This window comes from Ideonella dechloratans (assembly GCF_021049305.1).
Taxonomy (GTDB): Bacteria; Pseudomonadota; Gammaproteobacteria; order Burkholderiales; family Burkholderiaceae_C; genus Ideonella; species Ideonella dechloratans.
In genome coordinates this window covers 2,177,499-2,192,147 of record NZ_CP088081.1, presented here as the reverse complement: position 1 = coordinate 2,192,147, position 14,649 = coordinate 2,177,499, and the positions used below count along the sequence as shown (strand labels likewise).

At 68.9% G+C, this 14,649-nt stretch carries 8 protein-coding genes; 5 read left to right on the top strand and 3 right to left on the bottom strand.

The features are described from left to right. Nucleotides 1–2: 2 nt before the first annotated feature. Complete coding sequence (locus tag LRM40_RS10160) at nt 3–812, bottom strand: alpha/beta fold hydrolase (protein WP_170288809.1); 810 nt, start codon at nt 810–812, stop codon at nt 3–5. A 146-nt stretch (nt 813–958) separates the two neighbouring features. Between LRM40_RS10160 and LRM40_RS10155 the strand changes: the two genes are divergently transcribed. Beyond that, complete coding sequence (locus LRM40_RS10155; RefSeq protein WP_151123155.1) at nt 959–1,432, top strand: CBS domain-containing protein; 474 nt, start codon at nt 959–961, stop codon at nt 1,430–1,432. A 24-nt stretch (nt 1,433–1,456) separates the two neighbouring features. On the opposite strand, the gene LRM40_RS10150 is transcribed toward LRM40_RS10155, so the two are convergent. Then, nucleotides 1,457–3,769: a putative bifunctional diguanylate cyclase/phosphodiesterase gene (locus LRM40_RS10150; protein ID WP_151123156.1), complete on the bottom strand. Its 2,313-nt coding sequence runs from the start codon at nt 3,767–3,769 to the stop codon at nt 1,457–1,459. 217 nt (nt 3,770–3,986) lie between these two features. On the opposite strand from LRM40_RS10150, the gene aroC reads away from it, so the two are divergent. From aroC to LRM40_RS10130, 4 genes are all read left to right on the top strand, one after another. Then, the gene (gene aroC / locus LRM40_RS10145) at nt 3,987–5,084 is read left to right on the top strand and encodes a chorismate synthase (protein ID WP_151123157.1); all 1,098 of its coding nucleotides are present in this window, start codon (nt 3,987–3,989) and stop codon (nt 5,082–5,084) included. 61 nt (nt 5,085–5,145) lie between these two features. Next, nucleotides 5,146–7,644 (top strand): methyl-accepting chemotaxis protein, encoded by a 2,499-nt coding sequence (locus LRM40_RS10140; RefSeq protein ID WP_231067497.1) that lies wholly within the window; start codon nt 5,146–5,148, stop codon nt 7,642–7,644. 141 nt (nt 7,645–7,785) lie between these two features. After that, nucleotides 7,786–8,937 carry an efflux RND transporter periplasmic adaptor subunit gene (locus LRM40_RS10135; protein WP_151123158.1) on the top strand — a complete coding sequence of 384 codons (1,152 nt, stop codon included), beginning with the start codon at nt 7,786–7,788 and terminating at the stop codon, nt 8,935–8,937. Nucleotides 8,938–8,971: 34 nt separating this feature from the next. After that, the gene (locus LRM40_RS10130; RefSeq protein WP_151123159.1) at nt 8,972–12,208 is read left to right on the top strand and encodes an efflux RND transporter permease subunit; all 3,237 of its coding nucleotides are present in this window, start codon (nt 8,972–8,974) and stop codon (nt 12,206–12,208) included. On the opposite strand, the gene LRM40_RS10125 is transcribed toward LRM40_RS10130, so the two are convergent. Then, the gene (locus tag LRM40_RS10125) at nt 12,182–14,599 is read right to left on the bottom strand and encodes a methyl-accepting chemotaxis protein (protein ID WP_151123160.1); all 2,418 of its coding nucleotides are present in this window, start codon (nt 14,597–14,599) and stop codon (nt 12,182–12,184) included. The two genes, LRM40_RS10130 and LRM40_RS10125, sit on opposite strands and share 27 nt — an antisense overlap. Nucleotides 14,600–14,649 lie beyond the last annotated feature (50 nt).

Here is a 14,649-nt window from a genome sequence, read left to right as displayed (position 1 = left end):
TTTCAGGGCGCCGCGCCCAGCGCCTCCAGCACCGCCCGGGCCACCGCCTCGGGCTGCTCCTGCAGCATGGCGTGTCCGCCGGGCACTGCCCGCACCTCGGCCTTCAGGGCCTCCACCAGGGCCACGGTGGCCTTGGCCGGTGTCATGCGGTCGGCCTCCGCCTGGATCAGCGTGACCGGGCAGCGCACCCGCGCGGCGGCGGCCAGGCCATCGGCATAGCGGTCGCACAGCTGGAAGTCGTGCAGGAAGAGGTTGCCGTCGGTGCAGCCGGCCTGGGTGCGGGCCATCAGGGCCCGGCTGGCGGCACGGGCCTCGGCCAGCGGGCCCTCGGTCTGGGCGGCTGCGGCGGGGGAATAGGACAGGGTGTTGATCAGGTCCATGCCCGCCTCCGGCGTGGCCACGGCCGACTCCAGCAGGGCGGGGCTGACCCGCATCGGAAAGGCCGTGCCCAGCAGCAGCAGGTGCGCCACGCGCTCGGGGGCCTGCGCCGCCACTTCCAGGGCGATCAGCGAGCCCATGCTGTGGCCGGCCACGCTGAAGCGATCCAGCCCGGCGGCGTCCGCCACCCGCAGCGCCCAGGCCGCCAGGGCGGCGATGTCCGGCCGCAGCGGGCCGGCGCTGCCGCCATGGCCGGGCTGGTCCGGCGCCAGCACCCGCTGGCCCGCGGCAGCGCAGGCCGGGCCCAGCTGGCCCCAGACGCTGGCGTCGTTGAGGGCCCCATGCAGAAGCAGCAGGGCTGGCGCGTCCGGGGACGCGGACGAAGGGGCCCAGCGCGAGAGGTTCACGGGGTGGTGGTCGACAGTGAGTTGCATGGATGACGCAGCGTCTGTGGGCGGTCCCTCGCCATCGGATGGATTCGCGGGGCCCTTGGATCGACAGGGTAAGAAAGCCGCCGATTGTGTGCTATGTTGACAACCCCGATACCCATCCATCGGCACAGCCTGAGGAGACAGCCACCATGAAAGTCAGCGACATCCTGCGCGTGAAGGGCAACACCCTGTTCACCGTGTCACCGGACCTTCCGCTGGCCGAGGCCGTGCGGACCATGGCCGAGAACGACATCGGTTCGGTGGTCGTGATGGAGCACGGCGACCTGACCGGCATGCTCACCTTCCGCGAGGTGATTGCCGCGGTCGTGGCCAACGACATGACCATCGGCAGCCGCCTGGTGCGCAGCGTGATGGACGATGCCCCGCTGACCTGCACGCCCGAGACCGAGATCGACGAGGTGCGCCGCATGATGCTCGGCCGCCACGCCCGCTACATGCCGGTGCTCAACGGCCGCACCCTGATGGGCGTGATCTCGTTCTACGACGTGGCCAAGACGGTGGTGGAGGCCCAGGACTTCGAGAACCGCATGCTCAAGGCCTACATCCGCGACTGGCCGGGCGACGAGACGCCCTCGTCCTCCGAAGGGCTGGCGGCCCACTGAAGGAGCCGGCACCTCGGCTCGCCGTCAAGCCTGGATGGGGGCCGGGGTGATCAGTGCGCGCGCGGCGCTGTTCGGACGGGTGTGGTTCTGCACCCAGGCCAGCGCGTCTTCCGGCGGCAGCGGCTTGCAGAATCGGTAGCCCTGCGCCGCCTCGCAGCCATGCGACTGCAGGAAGGCCGCCTGCTCGTCGGTTTCCACGCCTTCGGCGATGGTGGTCAGTCGCAGCGCCCGGGCCATCTGGATGATGGCTTGCACGATGGCGCGGTCGTCCGGATCCGTGCCGATGTCGCGCACGAAGGACTGGTCGATCTTCAGGGTGTGGATCGGGAAGCGCTTGAGGTGGCTCAGCGAGGAGAAGCCGGTCCCGAAGTCGTCGATCGACAGCCGCACGCCCAGGGCATGCAGCCGGTCCATGATCTCGCAGGCCTCGGCCGGGTTGTGGGCGGCCACGCTCTCGGTCAGTTCCAGTTCCAGGCAGCTGGGGGGCAGGCCGGCGTCGTCGAGCACCTTCTGGACCAGTTCCGGCAGGCCGGGATCCCGGAACTGCACGGCCGAGAGGTTGACCGCCACCACATTGGAGGGCTGGCCATCGTCGATCCACTGCTTCATCTGCCGCACGGCGGTGCGCATCACCCAGGCGCCGATGGACAGGATCTGACCGCTGCTTTCGGCCAGCGGGATGAATTCCGCGGGCGAGATCATGCCCAGCTCGGGATGCTTCCAGCGGATCAGGGCTTCCATGCCGACCAGGCGGCCTGACTGCAGGCAGAGCTGGGGCTGGTAGACCAGCGCCAGTTCGTTGCGCTCTTCGGCCCGGCGCAGGGCGGCCTCCAGCTGCAGCTGGCGGGCCGAGCGGTTGACCATGTCGGCCGAATAGAAACACCAGCGGCCGCGACCTTCCAGCTTGGCGCGGTACATGGCCGTGTCGGCGCAGCGCAGCAGGGCTTCGGGGGTGTCGGCATCGTCGGGTGACAGGGCCACGCCGATCGAGAAGGTCAGGCTGAACTCCTGGCCCTCCACGCGGCAGGGCAGGGCCAACCGCTCGATCAGCTTGTCGGCCACCTGACTGGCGCCCTCGGCCGTCGCGCCGGGCAACAGCACGGCGAATTCGTCGCCACCCAGGCGGGCCACGGTGTCCACCTCGCGCAGGCTCTGACGCAGGCGCTGGGCGACCTCGCGCAGGATGCCATCGCCCGCGGTGTGGCCGAAGTTGTCGTTGACGTGCCGCAGCTGGTTCACGTCCAGGAAGAGCAGGGCCAGCGGCTGCTGGTGGCGCCGGGCCTGGGCCATGGCCTGGGTCATGCGGTCCACCAGCAGCTGCCGGTTGGGCAGGTCGGTCAGACCGTCGAAATGGTCTCGGCGCAGCAGCTTCTGCTCCACCTGACGCACCGAGGTGACGTCATGCACGATGGCGATCAGGTGGCCGCCACGCTGGTCGGCCTCGCGTCGCAGGCTCATCGACACCCAGGCCGTCAGCGGCGCGCCGTTGCGCCGCATGCTCATCACCTCGCCCTGCCAGTGGCCGGTCCGCCGGACTTCGTCCTGCATGGCCTGGGGCAGGGCCGCGTCATGCAGCAGGGGAGACAGGAGCTGGATGGACTGCCCCTGCAACTCCTCCGGCTGGAAGGCGGTGATCTCGCAGAAGGCCGGGTTGACCGAGAGGATCACGCCCCGGAGGTCGGCGATCAGCACCCCTTCGCGCGTCTGTTCGTAGACGGCCGCGGCCAGACGCAGCTTCTCCTCGGCATGCCGCCGGGTGGTCACGTCCTGGGCTTCGATCAGCAGGTGCCCGCGGGGCTGGCCGGGCAGGGCCGCCACAGGGCGGACCGTCATTTCCATGGTGCGGGGGGCGCCACGGTCGTCCAGGCTGTTGAGCTCCAGTTTGACGATCCGGCCGCCTGCCGCCTGTGCCAGGGCCAGGCGCAGGCGCTCGCCTTGCTGACCATCCGGCCCCCACATCGCGTGGCGCCAGAGCGGTGCGTTCAGCGAGGCGTGGAGCGGCGTCTGCTCCAGCCTGGCCTCCTGCATCCAGCGGCGGGCCGTGCGGTTGTGCCGGATCACCCGTCCGTCCGGGGTGACCAGCACCAGAAACTGCGGCGCGTGGTCCAGCATGGTCTCGACCAGGGCCTTGTCCACGGCACTGCGCTGGCGAAGCAGCCGCCACAGCAGCGTCATGCCCCCCAGGCTGCCCAGGGCGGCGCTGCTCCACAGCCACCCGGGCAGCGCCCGAGCGGCCTCCAGCGGTTGTGCCCAGCTGGCGATGGGCCATGCGGCGCCCAGGCCCACCCACAGCCGCAGGCGGCGCAGCGCGAGAGAGGCAGGGGCGGGAACCTTCATGGGGGCACAGAGGGCAGGTCAGGGTTGGGAGCGGCACGCGGGCGCATGCCATGTCCGCACTGTCGCCGAAAGCAGGGCCTGGTGAAGCCGCGAAGGAGCCCCCAAAAGCGGTCCTGTTTCACACCTCGGCGTCTTTCGTGCATCGGCCGATAAAATCGGCTTTCCCTGAAACAAGGCAGGGCGCGGTTCGCCTTGCGGTGGACGGGCCCCCATTCCCATGTCCGGCAGCACCTTTGGCGAACTCTTCCGCGTGACCAATTTCGGCGAGAGCCACGGCCCGGCCATCGGCTGCGTCATCGATGGCTGCCCTCCGGGCATGGCCCTGTCCGAGGCCGACATCCAGCCCGAGCTGGACCGTCGCCGCCCGGGCACCAGCCGCCACGTCACGCAGCGCAACGAGCCCGACGCGGTCGAGATCCTGTCCGGCGTCTACGAGGGCAAGACCACCGGCACCCCCATTTGCCTGCTGATCCGCAACACCGACCAGCGCAGCAAGGACTACGGCAACATCGTCCAGAGCTTCCGGCCCGGCCATGCCGACTACACCTACTGGCACAAGTACGGCATCCGCGACCCCCGCGGCGGTGGCCGCAGCTCGGCCCGACTGACGGCCCCCATGGTGGGCGCCGGCGCCGTGGCCCGCAAGTGGCTGGCCGAACATTTCGGCATTGCCATCCGGGGCTGCATGACGGCCATCGGCGACATCGAGATCCCGCGTGACGACTGGAGCCAGGTGGCACAGAACCCCTTCTTCGCCGCCACCGCCAGCAAGACCGACGAACTCGAGGCCTACATGGATGCGCTGCGCAAGGCGGGCGATTCCGTGGGCGCAAGGCTGTATGTGGAAGCGTCCGGTCTGCCGGTGGGCTGGGGCGCGCCGCTCTTCGACAAGCTGGACGCCGACATCGCCTACGCGATGATGGGCATCAACGCGGTCAAGGGCGTGGAAATCGGGGCCGGTTTCGACGCCGTGCGCCAGCGCGGCAGCGAGCATGGGGACGAACTGACGCCCGAGGGCTTCGTGGGCAACCACGCCGGCGGCGTGCTGGGCGGCATCTCGACCGGTCAGGACATCACCGTCAACATCGCGATCAAGCCCACCAGCTCGATCCGCATCCCGCGGCGTTCCATCGATCTGCAGGGCCAGCCCGCGCAGGTCGAGACTTTCGGCCGCCACGACCCCTGCGTCGGCATCCGGGCCACGCCCATCGCGGAAGCCATGCTCGCCCTGGTGCTGATCGACCACGCCCTGCTTCACCGCGCGCAATGCGGTGACGTGCGGGTGGCCACACCCGACATCGCCGGACCGCGCTGATGCTTCGGGCTGGATCCCGGCCGGGAAGTGGCCGGGAAATGGCCGTGGATTCCACCGCAGATTGCTGTTCAAGTTTCTTGCGGGACTGCCGAGAATGGTCTTGGGCCTTCGGGATATTCCTACCCGGGGGCGTGACTGTTTGGGAGTCCCGAGAATGCAGTACGCGCAGCTTTCCTCCTCAGCGGAAGCCACGGACACGGTGGCACCGGCTGGCCAGCACAGCAAAGCCTCAGATTTCTTCAAGTACCACGGAATCTGGGCCCCGGGGGTCAGGTTGTTCCGGCAACTGACCTTTGGTGCCAAGGCCGCCATCATCTCGGCGGTGTTCCTCATTCCCTTGCTCCAACTGGGCTGGTTCTTCTTCAAGGGCAACCTGGAAGTGGTGAACTTCTCAGCCAAGGAACGGCAAGGAGTCCGTTACGTGCAGGCCCTGGCGCCCGTGCTCCAGGCGGGCGAGGCACTCCGCCTGGCGGCGGTGACCGACACAGGCGATGCGGCCGCGGCCCAGCAGCTGACGCAGAAGGCGGTGGCGGCGCTGGCGTCGGTGGATCAGGAGCTGGGTGAAGGGTTGGGGACCCGGGCCCTGTTCAAGGACATCCAGACCCTGTCAGCGCAAGTCCCGGCAAGCCGGGATGCAGAGGCCGCCTTTGCCCAGCATTCGCAGCTGCTGGACAAAGCGTTGGCACTGGTCACCCAGGTGTCCGATGGCTCAAACCTGACCCTGGATCCCGATCTCGACAGCTATTACCTGATGGACGCGGCACTTTTCCGAGTGCCTGTGTTGAATGACCTGCTGGCGCGCGCCCGGGCGGACAGCCAGGTGGGCTTTGCGAAGGGCGCTTTCGCACCCGATCAGGGCGAGCGCCTGCGCGAGGGCGCACCGGTGCTTGCCTTTCATCTGGCCGCGCTGCAGGATGGGCTGCACAAGGTACTGGCCGCCCGCCCCGACTTGGCCGCCGCGCTGCAGGCCGATGCGGTTCAGCAAACCACAGCCGACGCCCTGGCGCAGCTGCGTCGCCAAGCCCTTCAGCCCGGTGGGCCGCAGGGGGATGGTGCGGCCTTGCAGGCCAGCCTGCAGAAAGCGCAGGACGAGTTGCAGGCCTTCTGGTCCCGCGATCTCGCCGCGCTGGACCAGCTTCTGGTGGATCGCCTGGAAGCTCGGCAGGCGCAGACGCGGCACGTGATCGCGCTGGTCGTCTTGTGTCTGGCAATGGCCGGTTATTTGTTCGTAAGCTTTGCCAAGGTCATGCATGGAGGGCTGCGCGAAGTGCGCGAGCATCTGGAGGCCATGACCCAGGGCGATCTGACGGCTTCGCCCAAGCCATGGGGGCGTGACGAGGCGGCCAGCCTGATGGCTACGCTGGGGCAGATGCAGACCTCGCTTCGGAACATCGTGGCCCAGGTGCGCAAGGGCTCGGACCACATCGTGCACTCGTCCAGCGAGATCTCCGAAGGCACGCTGGATTTGTCCTCGCGCACCGAGCAGGCTGCGGCCAACCTGCAGGAATCGGCTTCCTCGATGGAGGAGATCTCGTCCACCGTGCAGGCCACCGCGGACCATGCCAAGGAGGCCGCTGAGATTGCCCGCCACAACGCCGATGTCGCCCGCCGCGGCGGTGAGGTGATGGGTAGCGTGGTGGGCACCATGGAGGAAATCCGCCAGTCGTCCAGCAAGATCGGCGACATCATCGGGGTGATCGACGGCATTGCCTTCCAGACAAACATCCTGGCGCTCAATGCGGCGGTGGAGGCCGCCCGGGCAGGGGATGCCGGTCGCGGGTTTGCGGTGGTGGCCACCGAAGTGCGGCAACTGGCCCATCGTTCGGCCGGTGCAGCACGTGAGATCAAGACCCTGATCTCCGGCAGCGTTGAACGCATCGAGGCCGGCGCAGCCGTGGCGCGAGACGCCGGCAGCACCATCCAGGATGTGGTGGAGGGGGCCCAGCGCATGCGCGCGCTGCTGGATGAGATTGCCAACGGTGCCAACGAGCAGAGCAGCGGTGTCACCCAGATCGGTGCGGCGGTGCAGGACTTGGACCGCATGACCCAGCAGAATGCCGCCTTGGTCGAGGAAACCGCGGCTGCCGCCGGCATGCTCAAGGACCGGGCCCATGAGCTGGCTGGGGAGGTGGGGCGCTTTCGGCTGCCCGAGGGGTTCCATCTGCGGTCATCCCAACCTTCCGGGGCGGCCGCCGTCGGGCAGGATTTCGACTTTGATGCCGCCATCGCCGCCCACCGGGAGTGGAAGATCAGACTGCGCAGCGCGATGGCTGAACACGGTCAGTTGGATGCGGACACCCTCTGCCGCGACGACCAGTGCCCGCTGGGCCGCTGGCTGCACGGCCCGGGCGGCGCGCAGTGGGGCAGCAAGCCCAGCTTCCGCGCGCTGGTGGACAAGCACGCCGAGTTCCACACCTGTGCCGGCGAGGTCGCGCGTCGCATCAACCTGGGACAAATGGACCAGGCGGAACGCCTCATCGGCTCGGGCTCCCGCTTCAGCCAGATTTCTGGCGAGGTCAGCACCCTGCTGACACAGGCCAAACGTCAATACCACCACTGACGATCTCCGGGCGCCGTTTGTCGGCGCCGGATGCAGTTCATCGGCCCGGGGGACGGTTCGTCCGCCGGGCCTTTTCTTTTGCCTGCCTGCCCCTACACTGCGACCGCTCCACGAGAGCAATCAACAGAGGTGGGAACAGACATGCGACAACGCAGGTGGATCGGAGGGGTGGCGGCGCTGGTGGTGCTGGCCGTCCTGGTGGGGGTGGTGGTGGCCCGGAAGTCGGGACAGCCCAAGGACGACAAACCCAAGGAGGCCACCCTGGTGTTCACCACGCAGGAGGTGGTGCAGCCGCAGTCCATGGCCCTGCCGGGCAAGGTGACCTTCTCCGGGCCGCTGGTGGCGCCTTCCACCGTGACGGTTCGCGCCAAGGCGGCCGGCACCCTGGTCAGCCTGCGGGTGGACGAGGGCAGCCGGGTCACCGTGGGGGAGTCGCTGGGCGTCATCGATCTGGCGGAGCTCAATGCGCGCCTGAACGAGAAGACCGCCCAGGCGGAGGCTGCCAAGGCCCTGCTGGCCCAGGCCCAGCGCAGCCACGACTCCAACCTGGGGCTGGCCGAGCAGAAGTTCATCTCTCCGATCGCGCTGGAGAATTCCCGCGCCTCGCTGGAAAGCGCCAAGGCCCAGTACAACGCCGCCCTGGCCCAGGTCGAGACGGCTCGCATCCAGCTGCGCGAGGCGGCCCTGGTGGCGCCCATCAGTGGCATCGTCTCCAAGCGCCATGCGCTGCCCGGCGAAAAGGTCGCGGCCGAGCAGGAACTGCTGACCATCGTGGACCTGCGCAAGCTGGAGATGGCCGGCAGCGTCGGCACCCACGAGGTGGGTCAGTTGCGTCCGGGCATGCCGGTGCAACTGCAGGTGGAAGGGGTGGACACCCCCATCGAGGCCCATCTGGCCCGCATCGCGCCGGCCGCCGAGGTGGGCACCCGCTCGATCGGCGTCACCGTCACCTTGGACAACCCCAAGGAACTGCTGCGGGCGGGCCAGTTCGCCACCGCCAGCGTGACCCTGCCCGAAGGCGCGCCCCGCCTGACGGTGCCGGTCACCGCCTTGTCCTCCAGTTCGGGGCAGGACTATGTCTGGACCCTGGAGCAGGGCAAGCTGCTGCGCCGCACGGTGACCACCGGCCGCCGGGACGCCACCCGCGGCCTCGTGGAGATCACCGACGGCCTGGCCGCCGGCAGCCAGGTGCTGGCCGCCCGCTTCGACAACCTGCGCGAAGGCCAGGAAGCCCGCATCCAGAACGCCACCCAGGCGGCCTCGGCCGCCTCGGGCCCGGCCAAGACGCTCTGACGCGTCGTCCCGTCACGTCTCGGAGGAAGACCTCATGTGGATGACCCGCGTCGCCATCAACAACCCCGTGTTCGCCACCATGATGATGGTGGCGGTCTGTGTGCTGGGGCTGTTCTCCTACCTGCGGCTGGGTGTCGAGCAGATGCCCGACATCAACCCGCCGGTGGTGTTCGTCTCGATCAGCTACCCCGGGGCCTCGCCCTCGGCGGTGGAGACCGAGATCACCAAGCCGGTCGAGTCGGCGCTCAACAGCATCGCCGGCGTCAAGATGATCCGCTCCAACAGCCTGGAAGGGCGCAGCGAGACGGTGGTCGAGTTCAACCTCGACGCCGACATCTCCCAGGCCAACCAGGATGTGCGCGAGAAGATCGCGGCCCTGCAGGCCTCGCTGCCGGAGGATGCCAAGGCGCCCTTCATCAGCCGCTTCGACAACGACAATGCCCAGCCCACGGTGGTGCTGGCGCTGGTGGGGCACAACCGCAGCGAGCGTGAGCTCTCGCTGCTGGCCGACCAGACGGTCGTCAAGCGCCTGGAGCGTGCCGAGGGCGTGGCCCGCGTGGTGGCCAGCGGCCTGAACGTGCGCCAGGTGCGGGTGGAGCTGGACCCGGCGCGTCTGCGCGCCGCCGCGCTCACCCCGGCCGATGTGGCCGAAGCCCTCAAGCGCAGCAACGCCGACGAACCGGTGGGTCTGGTCAGCAACGGGACGACCGATGCCATCGTGCGGGTGGAAGGCCGGGTGCGCGACCCCAAGGAGTTTGCGCAGATCGTGGTGGCCCGCACCGGCAACAGCGTGACCACCCTGGGCGACCTGGGCCAGGTGGTGGAGACCGACCAGGAGGCCGAGTCCATGTCGCGCGTCAACGGCGACCCGGCCATCACCCTGCAGGTCTACAAGCAGAAGGACGCCAACATCGTCCGGGCAGGTGAATCGATCAAGGAAGCGGTGGAGAGCATGCAGGGCCGCATGCCGCCCGGCGTGGAGCTGCGCATCATCTACGCCAACAGCGACTGGGTGCAGGATTCGCTGCACGGGGTGCAGCGCACCCTGATCGAGGGCGCCTTGCTGACGGTGGCCATCGTCTTCCTGTTCCTGCAGAGCTGGCGCTCCACCGTCATCACCGGCCTGACGCTGCCGATCTCGGTGATCGCCAGCTTCATCGCGGTCTATGCCTTCGGCTTCACGCTGAACTTCATGACCATGATGGCGCTGTCGCTGTGCATCGGCCTGCTGATCGACGACGCCATCGTGGTGCGCGAGAACATCGTCCGCCACGTGGACATGGGCAAGGACCATCTCACCGCGTCCCGTCAGGGCACCGAGGAGATCGGCCTGGCGGTGATGGCCACCACCTTCGCCATCTGCGCGGTGTTCGTGCCGGTGGCCTTCATGAAGGGCATCGTCGGCAAGTTCTTCTATCCCTTCGGCATCACGGTGACCGTGGCGGTGCTGGTCAGCCTGTTCGTCAGCTTCACGCTCGATCCGATGCTGTCCTCGGTCTGGCCCGATCCGCCCACCGACCGTTTCCGCCGCCTGCCGGTCATCCGCCATCTGCTGGCGGCGGTGGACTGGGGCATGGACGTGCTGCACAAGGTCTACGCCACGCTGGTGGACTGGGCCTTCAGCCACCGACGCTACCGCCTGTGGGTGCCGCCGGTGCCGGCCTGGGGTCACCCGGTCGATGCCCGGGGCGATGTGGACCGCAGCGCGCCGCGCCGTCTGCGCTGGGCCACCCTCACGCCGCGGGGCATGGTTCTGTGGCTGGCCGGGCTGTCGCTGATCGCGGCCCTGATGCTGGCGCCGCTGATCGGGGCCGAGACCATCCCCGAGACCGACCAGGGCTTCACCCAGCTGCAGGTCAAGCTGCCGGTGGGCTCCAGCCTGGCCCGTTCGGACCAGAAGATCCGCCAGGTCGAAGCCATCATCCGCGCCAAGTTCCCCGAAGTGGAGTCGATGACCACCACCGTGGGCGGCGAGGACGGTCGCAACACCGCCGGCATCGGCCTGGTGCTCAAGCCCAAGGCCCAGCGCCACCGCAGCCAGAAGGAGATCGAGGACGCGCTGCGCAATGAACTGGCCTCGGTGCCCGGCATCCAGATCATCCTGGGCTGGAACCGGCCCATCAACGTGGCCATCCTGGGGCCGGACCCCACTGTGCTGGACCAGATCACCAACGACCTGAGCGCCAAGATCAAGAAGATCAAGGGCGTGACCGACCTGCAGAGCTCGGTGGAGCCGGGGGTGCCGGCCTATGCGGTGCGCATCAAGCCCAGTGCCGTGCGCGAGCTGGGCCTGAGCACCACCCAGGTGGCGACGGCCCTGCGCACCTACGTCAACGGTGACGTGGCCAGCTACTGGACCACGCCCGATGGCGAACAGGTGGAGGTGCTGCTGCGCCTGAAGAGCCTGGACCGCCAGCAGGTCGCCCAGCTGCGCCAGCTGCCGGTGGCCTATGCCAAGGACGGGACGCCCATTCCGCTGGAGCGGGTGGTCTCGGTCGAGCCGGTGGAGAACCCGGTGGTGATCAAGCGCCAGAACCTGGAGCGGCGCCAATCCATCTTCGCCGGGGTGGATCACGCCTCCGGCCGGGCCGTGGGCGACGTCAGCGCCGATGTCCAGAAACTCATCAAGGCCACGGTGCTGCCCCCGGGCTACCGCTTCGACGTGGGCGGCCAGGCCAAGGAGCAGGGCGAGATCTTCGGCAACATGCTGGCTGCGCTGGCGCTGGCGGTGGTCTTCATCTACATCGTGCTGGCCAGCCAGTTCGGCAGCTTCCTGCAGCCGCTGGCCATCATGGCCTCGCTGCCGCTGTCACTCATCGGCGTGATGCTCTCGCTGCTGTTCACCCACTCGACCATCAACCTGTTCTCGCTGATCGGCCTGATCATGCTGATGGGTCTGGTGACGAAGAACGCCATCCTGCTGGTGGACTTCGCCAACCATGCGGTGCGGGCCGGCAAGAGCGTGGCCGAGGCGGTGAAGGAGGCCGGCCTGATCCGGATGCGGCCGATCATCATGACCACCGCGGCCATGGTCTTCGGCATGTTGCCGATGGCCCTGGCCTTCAACGAGGGCGGTGAGATCCAGGCGCCGATGGGCCGCGCCATCATCGGTGGCGTGCTCACCTCCACGATGCTGACGCTGCTGGTGGTGCCGGTGATCTACAGCTACCTGGTGCGGCCGGAGTCGCTGCGCCGCGCGGCGCAGCGCGAGGCCCGGCTGCACGAGTCCGACCCGGTGGTCGCGTCAGGCGGGGAGAGCCTGGGGCACTGAACCCCTGGCCGGGCCGGCGGCGGCCGGCCGGTCGGCTCCGGTCGGTGCCTGAACCGCGCTGGCGGCACTGGTGCTGCGGTAGATGCCGCAGCCCAGCAGCAGCCGGTCGTTCAGGGCCACCACATAGCTGGCCTTGGGCTGCACCTTGCCGGTGTCGGGGTTGACGATGTCGTACTCGACCCAGTGCTGGCCGTTGCCGGTGGCTGCGGCCCAGGCTTCGCGCACGAAGCGGTCGCCGTCGATGCCCGGCAGCTCATGCACGCGGTGGCCGTTCATGGCCGGCTTCAGACCATGCACCAGGTAGCGGCCCTCGCGGTCGACGATGAAGATGTAGAGGTCGCGGTCGATGAAGCCGCCATCGGCCCGGGTGAAGACCTGGCTGGCCCGTTCCACCCCCTCGCGGGTAACCAGGGCATGGGCCTTCTCGACCAGGGCGCAGGCCTCGTCGGCGCTGCCCTGGCGCAGACGGATGGAGGCCACTGCTTCGCCCAGGGCCTGGGCCCGGTGCACCAGCTCACCGGCGTCCTTGGCTGATTCCTCCACCATCGCGGCGTTCTGCAGCGTGATGTCTTCCAGCGCCCCCACGGTCTTGGTCACCTCGGCCAGGCCCACGCTCTGCTGGGTGCTGGCCTCGGCGATGGTGCGCAGACGGTCCGAGACATTGCGCACGCCATCCACCACCTGGGTGAGGGTGTGGCCGACCGACTGGATGCGGGTGACCGAACGGGCCACCTCTTCGCCGGACTGGCCGATCAGGGTGCGGATCTCCGCTGCGGCGGCGGCGCTGCGCTGGGCCAGCTGACGCACTTCGGTGGCGACCACGGCAAAGCCGCGACCGGCCTCGCCCGCACGGGCGGCTTCCACGGCGGCGTTCAGGGCCAGGATGTTCGTCTGGAAGGCGATGCCGTCGATCACGCCGATGATCTCGCTCATGCGGCGTGAACTGCCTTCGAGCGAGCCCATGGCCCCCACCGTCTGCTGCATCGCCTCGCCACCGGCCTCGGCCCGCTCACGCAGGGCTTGCGTCAGATGGTCCAGTTCCTGGGCCGCCTGGGCGTTGACCGTGACGGCCTGGCTCAGCTGGGTCACGGTGGCCATGGTCTGGCGCAGACTGGCCGCCTGGGCATCGGTGCGTTCGGCCAGGGCCTGGCCGCGGGCGGCGGCCTGCTGGCCGGCGTAGCCCACGCGGATGGCGCTGCTGCGGATGTCGGCCACCATGGCCGAGAGCTGGCCGGACATCTGCTCGATGCCCTGACCCATGTCGGCGATCTCGTCGCTGCCCTCGATCTTGACGCTGTGGGCCATGTCGCCTGCGGACATGGCCTTGACGCTGCGCTGCAGCGCCCGCAGGGCACCCACCACGCTGCCGTAGAAGCTGGAGCTCAGGTACAGCATCAGGAGCAGGCCGACCACGCTGGCGCCCATCTTCAGCCAGAACCACTGGACCAGATGGGCTTCGCGCCGATCGAGACGGATGCCCAGTTCCTGGGCGGCGGCGCCCTGGAAGCCCTTGACCGCGTCGATCACGCCGCTGACCTGGGCGAAGAAGCCCGCAGCGTCACCTTGCAGGGGCTCGGCCGAGAAGGTCTGCTGGAGCGATCGCACCAAGCGTTCGGTGTTGTCACGGGCCTCCTGCCAGCCGTTGGGCGGCGTCACGTCGACCCGACCCAGCGCGCCCACCGAGAACTGGACGTCGTGCAAGATCGACTGCAGCGCGGCACCGTGGGCCATCACGGCGGCCCGCTCCAGGGCACTGGCCTGGCCGCCGGCCAGCAGTCCGGCGCCCAGCCCGCGCACCTGGCCCAGGTGTTCGGTCCAGGGCAGGGCTTCCTGGGTGGCCAGGGACATCAGGAAGTAGGTGTCGGCGTCCGGATCGAGCAGCAGGGACGATCGCTCGGTCACCGTGGCGATGAGGTTGCGCAGGCCCTCCACACGGGCCGTGTGGGTCGCAAAGACGGCCGCGGCCTCGCCCTGCGGGTTTGGCCTGGCGATGTCCTCCAACGCGGTGCGCAGCGGGGCCCATTCGTCCCGGACGGCAAAGCCGCCGGTGCGGCTGACGACCTGGTCCACCTCGCCCAGATGGACCTTGAGCCGCTCGCTGCTCTGGGCCAGGGCGGCCTGTGCGCTGTCGTCCCCGTGCATCACGCGGTTGGCCAGCCCACGGTGCACCTGGACCTCGTAAGCGGTTTGCGACAGCGGCATCACCAGGGCCAGGCCCTGGCGCTCCGCGCGGGTCAGGCGGATGGACGACTGGTCGTGCAAGGCGCCGGTGATCACATTGATCAGCAGAGGAATCAGCAGCATGCTGCCCAGCAAGGTGAGCTTGAGCGGCATGCTCAGCCGGCGCATCAGGCGGTTGCCTGCACGCATCGCGATGCGATAGATCCCCATGGTCGCTGTCCCCTTGTCTTGCGCTGCGGGCAGGGCATGGAGCTACCTTG

Bases quoted from the DNA above. Each gene is read 5' to 3' on its own strand.
- LRM40_RS10160 (WP_170288809.1), bottom strand. From the start codon at position 812: ATGCAACTCACTGTCGACCACCACCCCGTGAACCTCTCGCGCTGGGCC.
- LRM40_RS10135 (WP_151123158.1), top strand. From the start codon at position 7,786: ATGCGACAACGCAGGTGGATCGGAGGGGTGGCGGCGCTGGTGGTGCTG.
- LRM40_RS10130 (WP_151123159.1), top strand. From the start codon at position 8,972: ATGTGGATGACCCGCGTCGCCATCAACAACCCCGTGTTCGCCACCATG.
- LRM40_RS10125 (WP_151123160.1), bottom strand. From the start codon at position 14,599: ATGGGGATCTATCGCATCGCGATGCGTGCAGGCAACCGCCTGATGCGC.
- LRM40_RS10155 (WP_151123155.1), top strand. From the start codon at position 959: ATGAAAGTCAGCGACATCCTGCGCGTGAAGGGCAACACCCTGTTCACC.
- aroC (WP_151123157.1), top strand. From the start codon at position 3,987: ATGTCCGGCAGCACCTTTGGCGAACTCTTCCGCGTGACCAATTTCGGC.
- LRM40_RS10150 (WP_151123156.1), bottom strand. From the start codon at position 3,769: ATGAAGGTTCCCGCCCCTGCCTCTCTCGCGCTGCGCCGCCTGCGGCTG.